Raw genomic sequence first — 14,299 nt, 5'->3', positions numbered from 1 at the left:
AGCCGATCATAACCGAGTCCAGCCTGTGAATCTGTTGCAACATATCGCCCAATCGCGCCATTTGCTGCGCAAATCGGAACTGAAAGTGGCCGACCATGTGCTGCTCGATCCGGCTGCCGTCATGCACAGCTCGATGGCCGACCTTGCCCACAGCGTGGGAATCAGCGAGCCGACCATCGTACGTTTCTGCCGCGCGATCGGTTGTTCGGGCTTCCAGGATCTCAAGCTCAAGCTGGCCCAGAGCTTGGCGGCAGGCGCCAGTTTCGGCCAGTTCGCCATCCATGAAGATGACTCGGTCGCCGACTACAGCCTGAAGATCTTCGATACCACCCTGCACACCCTGATGGAAGTGCGTGAGCACCTCAACCCCCAGGCCCTGCAGCAGGCGGTGACGGCCATGGCCCAGGCCCAGCGCGTGGAGTTCTATGGTTTCGGTGCTTCCGGCGCGGTGGCCGCCGATGCCCAGCACAAGTTCTTCCGCCTGTTGCTCAGCGCCGCGGCGTATTCCGACCCGCACATGCAAGCCATGTCGGCGGTGACCCTCAAACCTGGCGATGTAGCGGTGTGCATTTCCCAGTCGGGCCGCTCCAAGGATCTGTTGATCACCGCCAATCTGGTGCGTGAAAGCGGCGCCAACCTGATCACCCTTTGCCCGAGCCAGACGCCGTTGGCCGAGTTGTCCACCGTCAACCTGGCCATCGACGTGCACGAAGACACCGAAATCTACACCCCATTGACCTCGCGCATCGCTCACCTGGTAGTGATCGACGTACTGGCCATGGGCGTGGCCATGGCCCGCGGGCCGAGCCTGGTGAACCACCTCAAGAGCGTGAAACGCAGTTTGCGCAGCCTGCGCCTGTCGCCCAAGTCGATCAAGGCGACCGACGACTGAGCCTGCTGCCGATGCGGCCTGTTCGCGGGTAAACCCGCTTTCACCGAGATCGGTGCGAACCCTGTGGGAGCGGGTTTACCCGCGAAAGGTCAGGGCAGGCAAAGCACATTTCACGGTTTTGTCACCAATCCACAGCCAAACCGTAAACCTGCACGGCCAACCTGAAGCTCCCCGCATCCTAACTGGGAGACAGGCAATGGCACGTGATCATGACGGTTCGTTCCAACCCACCGCCAAAGCTCGCAAGCAGCAGGAAAAGGACCAGCGTCGCATGGAGTTCCGCCGCGCGATCGAAAGCTACTGCGACCAGCGTCAGTTATTGCGCGACATTACCGATTACCCCGACCTGCGGGACATCACGGTTTGGCAGGTATCGGCGGCATCTTCCCCGAAAATCGCTCCACAAGCCCGCTGATTTTCGCCCGTTCGTTGCGAATGAATGCAAGGAAGGCCAAGGCCACCGGTGATTGCCGCTTGGCCTTGGATTGCACCACGCACCAACTGCGATACAGCGGCAGCTCCTCTACCGGCAGTTCTTTCAGCACCCCGGTGGCCAACTCCAGGTTCAGCGCATGGCGGGTGAGCAGGGCGATTCCCAGGCCTGCGATCACGCACTCGCGCTGGGCATCGGCCGAGGCGACTTCTAGGGTCTGGGTGAAGTGCACGCGCTTGTCCTTGAAATATTCCTCGCAGGCCTTGCGGGTGCCCGAACCCTGCTCGCGGATCAGCAAGGTATGAGGCTCGAGGTCCTGCAGGCGCAGTTTCTCCAGCTTGCACAGCGGATGGTCCGGCGGTGCCACGGCCACGATCGGGTTGTTCAGGAACGGCATGAACTCAAGCCCCATGTCCTGGGGCACCATCGACATGATGATCAGGTCGTCGCGGTTGTCCGAAAGCCGGCGGATTGCCTGGGCCCGATTGACCACCGTCAGGGTCAGGTTGACTTCTGGATGGCGTTGCTTGAACGCGGCGAACAGGTGGGGCACGAAGTACTTGGCGCTGGATTCGATCGCAAGTTTCAGCTGGCCCTGCAATGAGCCCTGCATGTCCGAAAGCTGCATGTCGAGGTTCTCCAGACGCCCGAAGATGTCCCTGCTGGCGCGCTGCAGGGCTTCGGCTGCTTCGGTCAGGTAGAGCTTCTTGCCCACGTACTCGAACAAGGGCTGGCCGATCAGTTCTTCGAGCTGGCGGATCTGTAGACTTACGGCGGGTTGCGTCAACGCCATTTCCTCTGCCGCACGGCTGTAGGAACGCAGATCGCACACCTCGTTGAAGATCTGCAGTTGACGCAATGTCATACGCATCAAGGACTTACGCATTTTCCCCCAGGCTCCCGCAAAACCTTGTTACGGCACTATAAGCTTTTACTTATGCCGACCCTAACAAATATTGATTTTTGTTTATCAACCTACAGCGATAGGGTTGGTTTGCGACTGGCCAGCAACACATGGCCACGCGCCGACCGGGAAAACCGGCTCGTGTGTTCCATCGGCTTTGGGAAGACTCCAGTGATAAAAAAAATCCTGATCGCCAACCGGGGTGAAATCGCAGTTCGGATCGTGCGTGCCTGCGCCGAGATGGGCATTCGCTCTGTGGCGATCTATTCCGACGCCGACCGTCATGCCTTGCACGTCAAGCGCGCCGACGAGGCCTACAGCATCGGTGCCGAGCCCCTGGCCGGCTATCTGAACCCGCGCAAGCTGGTCAACCTGGCCGTGGAAACCGGCTGTGATGCCTTGCATCCAGGTTACGGATTCCTGTCGGAAAACGCCGAGCTCGCGGAAATCTGCGCAGAGCGTGGCATCAAGTTCATCGGCCCTGCCGCCGACGTCATTCGCCGCATGGGCGACAAGACTGAAGCGCGCCGCACCATGATCCAGGCCGGTGTACCGGTAACGCCCGGTACCGAAGGCAACGTCGCCGACATCCACGAAGCCCTGGCCGAGGGAGATCGCATCGGTTACCCGGTCATGCTCAAGGCCACCTCGGGTGGTGGCGGCCGTGGTATCCGTCGTTGCAACAGCCGCGAAGAGCTGGAGCAAGCCTTCCCACGCGTGATCTCCGAAGCCACCAAGGCCTTCGGTTCGGCGGAAGTGTTCCTGGAAAAATGCATCGTCAACCCCAAGCACATCGAGGCGCAGATCCTGGGTGACAGCTTCGGCAACGTGGTGCATCTGTTCGAGCGCGACTGCTCGATCCAGCGCCGCAACCAGAAGCTCATCGAGATCGCCCCCAGCCCGCAGCTGACCCCGGAACAGCGTGCCTACATCGGCGACCTGGCGGTCCGCGCGGCCAAGGCCGTGAACTACGAGAACGCCGGTACCGTGGAGTTCCTGCTCGCCGATGGCGAGGTGTACTTCATGGAAATGAACACTCGCGTGCAGGTGGAACACACCATCACCGAAGAAATCACCGGCATCGACATCGTGCGCGAGCAAATCCGCATCGCCTCGGGTCTGCCGCTGTCGGTCAAGCAGGAAGACATCCAGCACCGTGGCTACGCGTTGCAGTTCCGCATCAACGCCGAAGACCCGAAGAACAACTTCCTGCCCAGCTTCGGCAAGATCACCCGTTACTACGCGCCCGGCGGCCCAGGTGTGCGTACCGACACCGCGATCTACACCGGCTACACCATTCCACCGTTCTACGACTCCATGTGCCTGAAACTGGTGGTCTGGGCATTGACCTGGGAAGAAGCCATGGACCGTGGCCTGCGGGCCCTGGACGACATGCGCGTGCAAGGCGTGAAGACCACCGCCGCGTATTACCAGGAGATCCTGCGCAATCCGGAATTCCGTAGCGGCCAGTTCAACACCAGTTTCGTGGAAAGCCACCCGGAACTGACCAATTACTCGATCAAGCGCAAACCCGAAGAGCTGGCCCTGGCCATCGCCGCCGCCATTGCTGCACACGCAGGCCTGTGAGGAACCGAATAATGTCCAAGAAAATCTTTGTCACCGACACAATCCTGCGCGACGCTCACCAGTCCCTGCTGGCCACCCGCATGCGCACCGAAGACATGCTGCCGATCTGCGACAAGCTCGACAAGGTGGGCTACTGGTCCCTAGAAGTCTGGGGTGGCGCGACCTTCGACGCCTGCGTGCGCTTCCTCAAGGAAGACCCGTGGGAGCGTCTGCGCAAGCTGCGCGCCGCTCTGCCCAACACCCGCCTGCAGATGCTGCTGCGTGGCCAGAACCTGCTGGGCTACCGCCACTACAGCGACGATGTGGTCAAGGCCTTCGTCGCCAAGGCTGCGGTCAATGGCATCGACGTGTTCCGCATCTTCGACGCCATGAACGACGTGCGTAACCTGCGTGTGGCCATCGAAGCGGTCAAGGCTGCCGGCAAACACGCCCAGGGCACCATCGCCTACACCACCAGCCCCGTGCACACCATCGACGCCTTCGTCGCCCAGGCCAAGCAGATGGAAGCCATGGGCTGCGACTCGGTCGCGATCAAGGACATGGCCGGCCTGCTGACCCCGTTCGCTACCGGTGAGCTGGTCAAGGCGCTCAAAGCTGAGCAATCGCTGCCGGTGTTCATCCACTCCCACGATACCGCTGGCCTGGCCGCCATGTGCCAGCTCAAGGCCGTGGAAAACGGTGCCGACCACATCGACACCGCGATCTCCAGCTTCGCCTGGGGCACCAGCCACCCAGGTACCGAGTCGATGGTCGCCGCGCTCAAGGGCACCGAGTTCGACACCGGCTTGGACTTGGAGCTGCTGCAGGAGATCGGCCTGTACTTCTATGCCGTGCGCAAGAAGTACCACCAGTTCGAGAGCGAGTTCACCGCCGTGGACACCCGCGTGCAGGTCAACCAGGTGCCAGGCGGCATGATTTCCAACCTGGCCAACCAGCTCAAGGAGCAAGGCGCCCTGAGCCGCATGAACGAAGTGCTGGCGGAGATCCCACGCGTACGTGAAGACCTCGGCTTCCCGCCGCTGGTGACGCCGACCTCGCAGATCGTCGGCACCCAGGCCTTCTTCAACGTGCTGGCCGGCGAGCGCTACAAGACCATCACCAACGAGGTGAAGCTTTACCTGCAAGGCGGCTATGGCAAGGCGCCGGGCGTGGTCAACGAACAACTGCGTCGCCAGGCGATCGGCAGCGAAGAAGTGATCGACGTGCGCCCGGCCGACCTGCTCAAGCCGGAGATGGCCAAGCTGCGTGCCGACATCGGCAACCTGGCTCGCTGCGAGGAAGACGTGCTGACCTACGCGATGTTCCCGGACATCGGTCGCAAGTTCCTCGAGGAGCGTGAAGCCGGCACCCTGACCCCAGAAGCCCTGTTGCCGATTCCGGAAGCCGGTGCCGTGGCAGGCCCGGGCGGCGAAGGGGTACCGACCGAGTTCGTCATCGACGTGCACGGCGAGACCTACCGCGTCGACATCACCGGTGTGGGCGTCAAGGCCGAAGGCAAGCGTCACTTCTACCTGTCCATCGACGGCATGCCGGAAGAGGTGGTGTTCGAGCCGCTCAACGAGTTCGTCAGCGGCGGTGGCAGCAAGCGCAAGCAGGCCACTGGCCCGGGTCACGTGAGCACCACCATGCCGGGCAACATCGTCGATGTGCTGGTCAAGGAAGGTGACACCGTCAAGGCCGGCCAACCGGTGCTGATCACTGAAGCCATGAAGATGGAGACCGAAGTCCAGGCCCCGATTGCCGGCAAGGTCACCGCCATCCACGTGGCCAAGGGCGATCGCGTCACGCCGGGCGAGATCCTGATCGAGATCGAAGGCTGATCCAAGCCTTCGACAGCAAGCGGTTTACCTCATGGGGAGCGATGTGCTCCCCTTTTTTTGTGCTGAATCTGTGGGGGATGTGCGCGGGCAAACCCGCTCTCAACGGTCCAGGCGGACCCGGCGGGTTTACCCGTGCAAAGGCCGCCGACACGCTCAACCTTTACGACAGGCCTCCAGCGTCTTCACTTGCCCCCCGGGCTGCTGGTTCTCTGCGCTCAACCAGCGCTCGAAGCCTGCCGCCACGCTTGGCCACTCATCATCGGTGATCGAGTACCAGGCCGTGTCCCGGTTGTGATCCTTGACCACCATGTGCTTGCGGAACACCCCTTCGAAGACAAAGCCGAAGCGCTCGGCGGCGCGTTTGGAGCGGGCATTGGCGTTGTTGCACTTCCACTCCAGGCGCCGGTTGCCCAAGGCAAAGCCGAGCTGGCTCAGCAAGTAGACGGCCTCGGTGCCGCGAGGGGTGCGCTGCATGGCGGCGCCGAAGGCGATGTGGCCGATTTCGAAGCGGCCCTGTTCGGGGACGATCGACATGTAGCTCAGGATGCCCTGGGCCTGGCCGGTGGCGCGGTCGATGACGCTGTAGAACAGCGGGTCGCGACTGGCGGCGTTGCCTTCGAGCCAGTGGTCGAAGCTCGCGCGCTCATTGAAGGGCCCGTAGGGCAAGTAGTCCCACAGCACTGGGTCCGAGCCAGGGCCCTGCAACACCTCCCAAAGGTCATTGCCGTGGTGGGCCGGGTCGAGTTTTTCCAGGCGGACGAAGCGTCCTTCGAGAGGCTCGGCGTTGGGTGTTGCCGCGGGTTTCCAGTTCAGTGCGTCTGTCATGGGCCTACAAGCCTTTGCGAAATTGAATGAAGCCCGGCCGCTCTGCGACTTGCTCGTACAGGCGGATGGCGGTGGCGTTGGTCTCGTGGGTGAGCCAGTGCACCTTGATGCAGCCGGCTGCCTTGGCGGTTGCGTAGACATGCTCGATCAGCTGGCGACCAATGCCCAGGCCGCGCTGGTCGGCGTTGACGTACAAGTCTTGCAGGTAGCAGGAATTTTCGATGCTCCAGTTGGAGCGGTGATAGATCCAGTTGACCATCCCCACGGCTTTGCCATCGACCCAGGCCAACGCTGAATGGGTGGGCTCGTTCTCATCGAGCAAACGCTGCCAGGTGCTGGCGCTGACTTCATTGGCCAATTCGGTTTCGTAGAAGCGCAGATAGGCGTGCCAGAGGGCGAGCCAGGCGGCATGGTCGTTGGCGCTCACTGGGCGCAGGGTAACGCTGGGCATGGTCTTTTCCTTCAGAGTGGGCGCATCTGCGCCGCGAGTTGGTTGTCCAGGTAATCGGAACTGCTGCCCAGACCGTCACGTACACCGGCGATGTCTTGCGCCGAGCGGTTCTGGCTGAGCTTGCGCGCACCTTGCAGGCGGGCGATGGGCATGCGCAGGCCGACGATGGCGCGCAGCATGCCGTCGATGTAATCGCTGGGTGCGTCGCTCACCTTCCAGGGTTCGGCGCGGTCTTGTTCGTGCCGATCGCTCAGGCGGCTGACGATCTCCAGCAGGCGAGGGGCGTCGTGGATCACTTGCACCGCGCCATAGGCGTGCACGGCCAGGTAATTCCAGGTGGGCACGACCCTGGGGTTTTCGGCCTTGCTCGGGTAGTAGCTCGGGCTGACATAGGCATCTGCGCCTGGGAAAACCAGCAACGCTTCGCCGCCTTGCTCCAGGACCTGCCATTGGGAGTTGGCCCGGGCCAGGTGAGCATAGACAGTGCCGTACTCGCCTTGAGCTGTATCGAGCAGCACGGGTAGATGGGTAGCGAGCAAGCCGTTTTCGCCATGGCTGACCAGAACGGCGAGGCGGGTGTCGCGCATCTGCTGGTGCAGGCGCGCGAGGTCATGTTCCTGGTGGGGCTTGGCGTTGTACATGCGAGATTCCTTGTCCAATGGCGCCATCCTAGGCAGGCTATTGGTACTCTGTAAGAGCCAATACAGCCTGTTTTTATAGGTCCAATGCCATGAGCGAACGTCCTCTCGCACTGCCCTTCGACCCCACGGGTATCGTGCTCGACCGCCGGCGCGGGCTCAGCCAGCAGCTGTACCAGACGTTGCGGGCGCGGGTGCTGGATGGACGTCTGGGCAGTGGCACGCGTTTGCCCGCCACCCGAGACCTGGCGGCCATGTTGTCGCTATCGCGCAACAGTGTGGTGCGGGCTTACGACCAGCTATATGCCGAGGGCTACATCGAAAGTCGGGTGGGCGATGGTACCTACGTAAGCCAGCTGCCCAAACTATCCACACAGGTATCCACAGGGTTATCCCTGGGGTTATCAACAGAGTTATCCACATTTTCGCCTTCTGGTACTGAAGATTTATCCAGTTCAGGGCGATCCAGCGAGCCTTTGCAGCGTCTTAAAAACAACCATCTTCCACCACCCAAGGCTGGTGCGCCGAGGGCTTTTCGCGTCGGTGTGCCGGCATTCGACTTATTCCCCTTCGAGGTCTGGGCCAGGCTGCAAGCGGGTTTCTGGCGAAACCCCGACCCTGCATCGCTCGGTTATGGCGACCCGGCGGGTGAGCCACAGCTGCGCGAACTCATCGCCGCCTACTTGCGACGCTCACGTGGGTTGTCGTGTGGCGCTGAACAAATTGTGATCACCAGTGGTGCCCAGCAGGCCATCAGCCTTTGTGCACAGTTGCTGTTGCAGCCGGGCGATGGGGTGGCTGTGGAAAACCCAGGGTACCGGGCGGCCGGCCACACCTTCGCGTTGGCGGGGGCGAAAGTCAGGGGTGTGCCAGTGGACGATGAAGGGCTGGATTGCGCGCAGCTGGCGCAACTTCCCGATTGCCGGATGGCCTATGTGACCCCGGCGCACCAGTACCCCACTGGCGTCACCATGAGCCTGGCCCGGCGCCTGTCATTGCTGGATTGGGCACAGCGTCAGGATGGCTGGATCATCGAGGACGACTACGACGGGGAGTATCGCTACAGCGGTGCGCCACTGGCGCCCTTGGCCTCCTTGGACCGGCAGGGACGGGTGCTGTACGTGGGCACGTTCGGCAAGATCGCTTTCCCGGCCCTGCGCCTGGGTTATCTGGTACTGCCTCGACCGTTGGTGGAGGCATTCAGCCAGGGGCGGGCGCTGGCGGTGCGCCATTCGGAGGTCGGCACCCAGTGTGTGATGGCGCAATTCATGGCCCAGGGGCACTTCCAGCGGCATATCCGGCGCATGCGCAAGGCAGCGCTGGCGCGGCGAAATGTCCTGAAAGCCGGGTGGCCGGAGGATGTGCCAGGGCTGGGCGCCATGCCGGAAGTGGCGGCTGGGCTGCATGTGAAAGTGGCTGTGGATAACCTTGCCCGTGAGCAAGAGTTGGTGGCCAGGGCAGAGGCGGTGGGGGTGGAGGTCAACCCGCTGAGCAGTTACTGGCTCGAAGACGGCAATGTCCCTGTGGATAAGCGCGCCGGACTGGTGCTGGGGTTCGCGGCGGTGCCTGAAGCGCAGATTGCGGATGCAGTGATGCGATTGCGCAGGGCGTGGCGACCGCTTCGCGGGTGAACCTGTTCCCACAGACACAGCGCTGACCTGACAGGCAGCTCCGTACCTGTGGGAGCGGGTTTACCCGCGAAGCATCCAACTCAAGTCCCGGACTTGATGCGTGTCCAGGCCCGGGTGCGCGCCCGTTCGGCCTCGCGTGGCAGTGGCTTGAGGGTATACAGCTTGGCCATCGCTTCGGCGGTCGGGTACAGGTTGGGGTTGTTGCGGATCGCCGGGCTGACTTTGTCGGTGGCGTCCTTGTTGGGGTTGGGGTAGCCGACGAAGTCACTGATCGGCGCGATCACTTCAGGGCGCAGCAGGTAGTTGATGAACGCGTGTGCATCCTCAGGGTTGGCGGCATTCTTGGGAATCGCCAGCATGTCGAACCAGATCGGTGCACCTTCCTTGGGCAGGCGCATGTCCACCACCACGCCATTCTTGGCGTCGCGCGCACGGTTGGCGGCCTGGGAGAAGCTACCCGAATACCCCACCGCCACGCAGATATCGCCGTTGGCGATGTCTGCCATGTACTTCGAGGAATGGAAGTAGGTGATGTGCGGGCGGATCTTCAGCATCAGATCCTCGGCTTTCTTGTAGTCGGCCGGCTTCTCGCTGTTCGGTGGCAGCCCCAGGTATTGCAGCGCCAAGGGCAGGATCTCCGACGGTGAGTCGAGCAGGGCGACGCCGCACTGCTTGAGCTTGGCGATGTTCTCTTCCTTGAAGATCAGATCCCAGCTGTCCACAGGCGCCTTGTCGCCGAGCACCGCCTTGACCTTGTCCGGGTTGAAACCGATCAGCACAGTGCCGTACATGTACGGCACGGCGAACTTGTTGCCCGGATCGTTGGCTTCGATCAGCTTCATCAGCGCCGGATCCAGGTGCTGCCAGTTGGGGAGCTTGGATCGGTCCAGAGGCTGGAACACACCGGCTTCGATCTGCTTGGCGAGGAACACGTTGGACGGCACCACCACGTCGTAGCCTGAGTTGCCGGTGAGCAGCTTGGCTTCCAGGGCTTCGTTGGTGTCGAAGATGTCGTAGATCAGCTTGACGCCGCTGTCCTTCTGGAAGTCCGTCAAGGTCTGCGGCGTGATGTAGTCGAACCAGTTGTACACGCGCAGGGTGCGCTGTTCGGCCTGGGCCTGAAGGGCACCGGTGAACAGGGTGGCAGCGATGAACGGGGCGAGCAGACGCTTGAGTCGGACCATTACCGGGCTCCTGGCTGGGCATGCTGGAAGCCTTCCAGCACGTTGACTGCGTTGATACCGATTTCTTCCACAGCGTAGCCACCTTCCATCACGAACAAGGTCGGCTTGCCGAGCTGGCCGATACGCTTGCCCATCTCCAGGTAGTCTGGGCTGTCCAGCTTGAACTGGGAGATCGGATCGTCCTTGAAGGTATCTACGCCCAGGGACACCACCACCACGTCCGGCGCGTAGGCGGCGATACGCTGGCAGGCGTCCTCCAGGGCAGCGCTCCAGGCGGCCCAGTCACTGCCGGCGGGCAGCGGGTAATTGATATTGCAGCCCTCGCCTGCGCCTTCGCCGGTTTCGTCGGCATAGCCGAGGAAGAACGGGAACTCGTCCTGCGGGTCGCCGTGGATCGAGGCGAAGAACACATCGCCGCGCTGGTAGAAGATGTCCTGGGTGCCGTTGCCGTGGTGGTAGTCGACATCGAGGATGGCGACCTTGCGGTGGCCTTGGTCAAGGAATGCCTGGGCGGCGATGGCGGCGTTGTTGAGGTAGCAATAGCCCCCCATCACTTCGGCCGCGGCATGGTGCCCTGGTGGACGGCACAGGGCGAATGCCGAATGGGCGCCTTGTTGGATCGCCGCCTGGGCAGTGAGGGCAACCTGGGCTGCGCTGTAGGCAGCTTGCCAGGTACCGGCAGTGATCGGCGCGCCGGCATCGAAGCTGTAGTAGCCAAGCTCACCATGCAGGCCAGTCGGTTTGACCTTACGCAGGGTGCGGGCTGGCCAGGTGAAGGGCAGCAGGTCACCTTCCTGGCCCATCTGCGCCCAGCGCGCCCAGGCCCCTTCGAAGAAATCCAGGTAGTCGGCGCCATGCACTCGCAGCAAGGGCGCGCGGCCGAAATCACGCGGTTCTTCGACAGGACCCAGGTTGCGCTTCTTGACCTGCTCCAGGACGTGGTCGGCGCGCGAAGGCATCTCGAAGCAGGGCATCAGCTTGCCGTCGATCAGCTCGCAGCGGCCGTGGTGCAGGCGGTGATCATCAGAATAGATCGTCAGCATTTTTATTCTCCGGGTTTACTGGCGTGGCCTCATTGTGTGAGTCGGCGCGCGGGGGGAGAACGTTGCAAACGGCCAAAAGGGGATCGATGTGGCCAAAGACAGTGTCCGGTGTGGGGGCTTGTTCGCGGGTAAATCCGCTCACACAGGCCTCCCGCTGATTTTGAATTCAGCGCAATACCGCTGGGAGCGGGTTTACCCGCGAAAAGGCCGGCACCGATCAGCCGCGAAAATGACTGGGCGCCACGCCGCTCCAGCGCTGGAAGGCATGGCGAAAGCTCGCGGTCTCGCTGAAGCCGAGCGTCTCGGCGATACGGTAGATCGGCATCTGGTCCTCGGCCAGCAACTGCTTGGCCCGCTCGAAGCGCAACTCGTCGAGCAACTGCTGGTAGCTGCAGCCCAGGGCTTGCAGGTGCCGACGCAGGGTGCGCGAGGAGCAGTTCATCTGGCGCGCCAGGCCTTCGAGCCCGGGGGCGGCATCGAGCTGGTTGATCAGCAGTTGGCGGATGCGCCCCAGCCACGCCTGGCGCCCCGTGAACTCCAGGTTCAGCTGGCGGCAACGCTCGGCCATGGCCTTATGGGTAATGGGATCGGCCAGGGGCAGGGGCATGTCCAGCCAGCGGCGCTCGAAGGCAAAGGCATTGTCATTGGCCTCGAAGCCCAGGGGGCACGGGAACGCATCGGCATAGAGCGCGTGATAGTCCGGTCGTGGATGCTCGAAGCGCGCCGCGAGCAGCGGCAGGGGGCGCCCCAGCAGGTCGTCGCAGATGACTTTCAGCGACACCAGGCAGAATTCGGCATTGAAGGCCGCCAGCGCAGGGCTGTCCTGATAATCGCTGGCACTGAACCAGATCCGCTGGCCGTCGTCCTCCAGGCGCAGGTGAAAGGCTGTGCCCAGCAGCGCGGGATAGCGCAGCGCCAAGCGCAGGGCGTCACCCAAAGTGGCACTGGAGAGCAGGGCGTAACCGAGCATCCCGTAGCATGACACATGCATGCGCCGGCCCAGTTCCAGACCGATCTCCTCGCGCAGGGTTACGGCATTGGCGCATACCTGCAGTTCTTGCTGGGTGGTGATGCGGGCATCGGCATGGCCCAAGTCCGCCGCGCCGATGCCGCTGCCGCAAAGCAGCCGCTCGGCATCGCAGCCTTCTTCCTGGAAGACCTTGAGAATCAGCGAAACTGCGTTGAGGGTGGTCAGGTGGCTGTGCAGCATGCTCGGTATCCCGTGGGGCTGGGAAGCATTATGGAGCAAGTTGTGTGCCGGACGGCTACGTGGCGCTGTTTTGCAGCCCATCATGGCCCTTGTACCGCGCGCATAAAAAAAGGGCCCGTAGCGTGCGCTCGGGCCCTTGAAAGGTTGAGAGGTGTCTAGTCCCTCGACCTGGTGAGACGTTTTACAGCGGCCTGGTTACGCCTTCAGCGGAACCAGACGTGGAGCGATCATGTTTTCCGGACGCAGGATGTCGTCGAGCATCGCGTCGTCCAGCAGCTTCTCTTCACGCACCAGTTCCAGAACACCGCGGCCGGTTTCCAGGGCGACACGGGCGATACGGGTGGCGTTTTCGTAGCCGATGTACGGGTTCAGGGCGGTGACCAGGCCGATCGAGTGCTCGACCAGTTCACGGCAGCGCTGTTCGTTGGCGGTGATGCCGACGATGCAGTGCTCGCGCAGCATGTCCATGGCGCGCTGGAGCAGGCGGATGGAGTCGAAGATCTTGTAGGCGATCAGCGGTTCCATGACGTTCAGCTGCAGCTGGCCACCTTCGGCGGCGACGGTCAGGGCCAGGTCGTTGCCCATGATGGCGAAGGCCACCTGGTTGACGGCTTCCGGAATAACCGGGTTGACCTTGCCTGGCATGATCGAGCTGCCTGGCTGGCGCGCCGGCAGGTTGATCTCGTTGATGCCGGTACGCGGGCCGCTGGACAGCAGGCGCAGGTCGTTGCAGATCTTCGACAGCTTGACCGCGGTGCGCTTGAGCATGCCGGAGAACAGTACGAAGGCGCCCATGTCGGAGGTGGCTTCGATCAGGTCGGCAGCTGGAACCAGCGGTTGGCCGCTGATGGCCGCCAGGCGCTGCACTGCCAGGGCCTGGTAGCCAGGGTCGGCGTTGATGCCGGTGCCGATGGCGGTACCGCCCAGGTTGATTTCGGTCAGCAGTTCCGGCGCCAGCGAGCGCAGGCGCTGCAGGTCTTCGGTCATGGTGGTGGCGAAGGCGCGGAATTCCTGGCCCAGGGTCATCGGTACGGCGTCCTGCAGCTGGGTGCGGCCCATCTTCAGTACGTGGTCGAATTCCTTGCCTTTGGCCGCGAAGGCCTGGATCAGGCTGTCGAGGCTGGCCAGCAGGGCGTCGTGACCCAGCAGCAGACCCAGGCGGATCGCGGTCGGGTAGGCGTCGTTGGTCGACTGCGCCATGTTCACGTCGTTGTTCGGGTGCAGGTACTGGTACTCACCCTTCTGGTGGCCCATGACCTCCAGCGCGACGTTGGCGATGACTTCGTTGGCGTTCATGTTGGTGGAGGTACCTGCACCACCTTGGATCATGTCCACAACGAACTGGTCGTGGAACTCACCGCGGATCAGGCGGGCGCAGGCCTCGCTGATGGCGGCGTGCTTGGCATCGCTCAGGTGGCCCAGCTCACGGTTGGCGTCGGCAGCGGCCTGCTTGACCATGGCCAGGGCCACGACCAGCTTCGGGTAGTGCGACAGCGGAACACCGGAGAGGTGGAAGTTGTTGGCAGCGCGCAGAGTCTGGATGCCGTAGTAGGCATCGGCAGGGACTTCAAGGGTACCAAGCAGGTCTTTTTCGACGCGGAACGATGCAGCGGAGGACATGACGGATATCATCTCGATTTAAACCCGGCACCTGCCGGAATGCCGCCAATCCTAGGCCTGC

Annotated in this window: 13 protein-coding genes; 5 read left to right on the top strand and 8 right to left on the bottom strand. The window is 62.7% G+C overall.

All coding sequences use genetic code 11. The features are described 5' to 3' along the window. Positions 1-25 precede the first annotated feature (25 nt). Both hexR and ABOA88_RS03550 read left to right on the top strand, forming a co-directional pair. Complete coding sequence (gene hexR / locus ABOA88_RS03555) at positions 26-892, top strand: transcriptional regulator HexR (protein WP_043209971.1); 867 nt, start codon at positions 26-28, stop codon at positions 890-892. A 196-nt stretch (positions 893-1,088) separates the two neighbouring features. Then, complete coding sequence (locus ABOA88_RS03550) at positions 1,089-1,307, top strand: PA3496 family putative envelope integrity protein (protein ID WP_080642090.1); 219 nt, start codon at positions 1,089-1,091, stop codon at positions 1,305-1,307. Here the strand turns inward: ABOA88_RS03550 and ABOA88_RS03545 are convergent. Continuing rightward, entirely contained in the window at positions 1,249-2,211 is a 963-nt protein-coding gene (locus tag ABOA88_RS03545) for a LysR family transcriptional regulator (RefSeq protein WP_043209969.1), read from the bottom strand. The two genes, ABOA88_RS03550 and ABOA88_RS03545, sit on opposite strands and share 59 nt — an antisense overlap. 189 nt (positions 2,212-2,400) lie before the next feature. Here ABOA88_RS03545 and ABOA88_RS03540 point away from each other — a divergent pair, with 189 nt between their 5' ends. Both ABOA88_RS03540 and oadA read left to right on the top strand, forming a co-directional pair. Further along, positions 2,401-3,816 carry an acetyl-CoA carboxylase biotin carboxylase subunit gene (locus tag ABOA88_RS03540; protein ID WP_070093419.1) on the top strand — a complete coding sequence of 472 codons (1,416 nt, stop codon included), beginning with the start codon at positions 2,401-2,403 and terminating at the stop codon, positions 3,814-3,816. An 11-nt stretch (positions 3,817-3,827) separates the two neighbouring features. Continuing rightward, on the top strand, positions 3,828-5,636 hold the full coding sequence (gene oadA, locus ABOA88_RS03535) for a sodium-extruding oxaloacetate decarboxylase subunit alpha (protein ID WP_196168061.1): 1,809 nt from the start codon (positions 3,828-3,830) through the stop codon (positions 5,634-5,636). A gap of 153 nt (positions 5,637-5,789) precedes the next feature. Here oadA and ABOA88_RS03530 read toward each other — a convergent pair whose 3' ends face one another. Genes ABOA88_RS03530 through ABOA88_RS03520 form a run of 3 tightly spaced genes read right to left on the bottom strand, consistent with a single transcriptional unit; the run spans position 5,790 to position 7,553 of the window. Then, positions 5,790-6,461: a GNAT family N-acetyltransferase gene (locus ABOA88_RS03530; RefSeq protein ID WP_367850576.1), complete on the bottom strand. Its 672-nt coding sequence runs from the start codon at positions 6,459-6,461 to the stop codon at positions 5,790-5,792. 4 nt (positions 6,462-6,465) lie between these two features. Continuing rightward, positions 6,466-6,912: a GNAT family N-acetyltransferase gene (locus ABOA88_RS03525; RefSeq protein ID WP_196168059.1), complete on the bottom strand. Its 447-nt coding sequence runs from the start codon at positions 6,910-6,912 to the stop codon at positions 6,466-6,468. An 11-nt stretch (positions 6,913-6,923) separates the two neighbouring features. Next, positions 6,924-7,553, bottom strand: coding sequence for an FMN-binding negative transcriptional regulator (locus ABOA88_RS03520; RefSeq protein ID WP_367850577.1), 630 nt, complete (start codon positions 7,551-7,553; stop codon positions 6,924-6,926). 89 nt (positions 7,554-7,642) lie between these two features. Between ABOA88_RS03520 and pdxR the strand changes: the two genes are divergently transcribed. Further along, complete coding sequence (pdxR, locus tag ABOA88_RS03515; protein ID WP_367850578.1) at positions 7,643-9,181, top strand: MocR-like pyridoxine biosynthesis transcription factor PdxR; 1,539 nt, start codon at positions 7,643-7,645, stop codon at positions 9,179-9,181. Between the two features lie 80 nt (positions 9,182-9,261). Here pdxR and ABOA88_RS03510 read toward each other — a convergent pair whose 3' ends face one another. The 4 genes from ABOA88_RS03510 to aspA all read right to left on the bottom strand — a co-directional run bounded on the left by ABOA88_RS03510 (position 9,262) and on the right by aspA (position 14,238). Then, the gene (locus tag ABOA88_RS03510; protein ID WP_196168056.1) at positions 9,262-10,365 is read right to left on the bottom strand and encodes a polyamine ABC transporter substrate-binding protein; all 1,104 of its coding nucleotides are present in this window, start codon (positions 10,363-10,365) and stop codon (positions 9,262-9,264) included. Continuing rightward, complete coding sequence (locus tag ABOA88_RS03505; protein ID WP_196168055.1) at positions 10,365-11,408, bottom strand: histone deacetylase family protein; 1,044 nt, start codon at positions 11,406-11,408, stop codon at positions 10,365-10,367. Before ABOA88_RS03505 ends, ABOA88_RS03510 begins: the two co-directional genes overlap by 1 nt. Before the next feature lie 217 nt (positions 11,409-11,625). Then, positions 11,626-12,618, bottom strand: coding sequence for an AraC family transcriptional regulator (locus tag ABOA88_RS03500; RefSeq protein WP_367850579.1), 993 nt, complete (start codon positions 12,616-12,618; stop codon positions 11,626-11,628). A gap of 195 nt (positions 12,619-12,813) precedes the next feature. Beyond that, positions 12,814-14,238 carry an aspartate ammonia-lyase gene (gene aspA, locus ABOA88_RS03495; protein WP_196168054.1) on the bottom strand — a complete coding sequence of 475 codons (1,425 nt, stop codon included), beginning with the start codon at positions 14,236-14,238 and terminating at the stop codon, positions 12,814-12,816. Between the last annotated feature and the right edge of the window lie 61 nt (positions 14,239-14,299).

The sequence above is a fragment of the Pseudomonas sp. PKS genome, from assembly GCF_051913525.1.
GTDB classification, from domain to species: domain Bacteria; phylum Pseudomonadota; class Gammaproteobacteria; order Pseudomonadales; family Pseudomonadaceae; genus Aquipseudomonas; species Aquipseudomonas guariconensis_D.
Note: the sequence above shows the minus strand (reverse complement) of the source record. Positions and strands in the feature narration are given on the sequence as shown.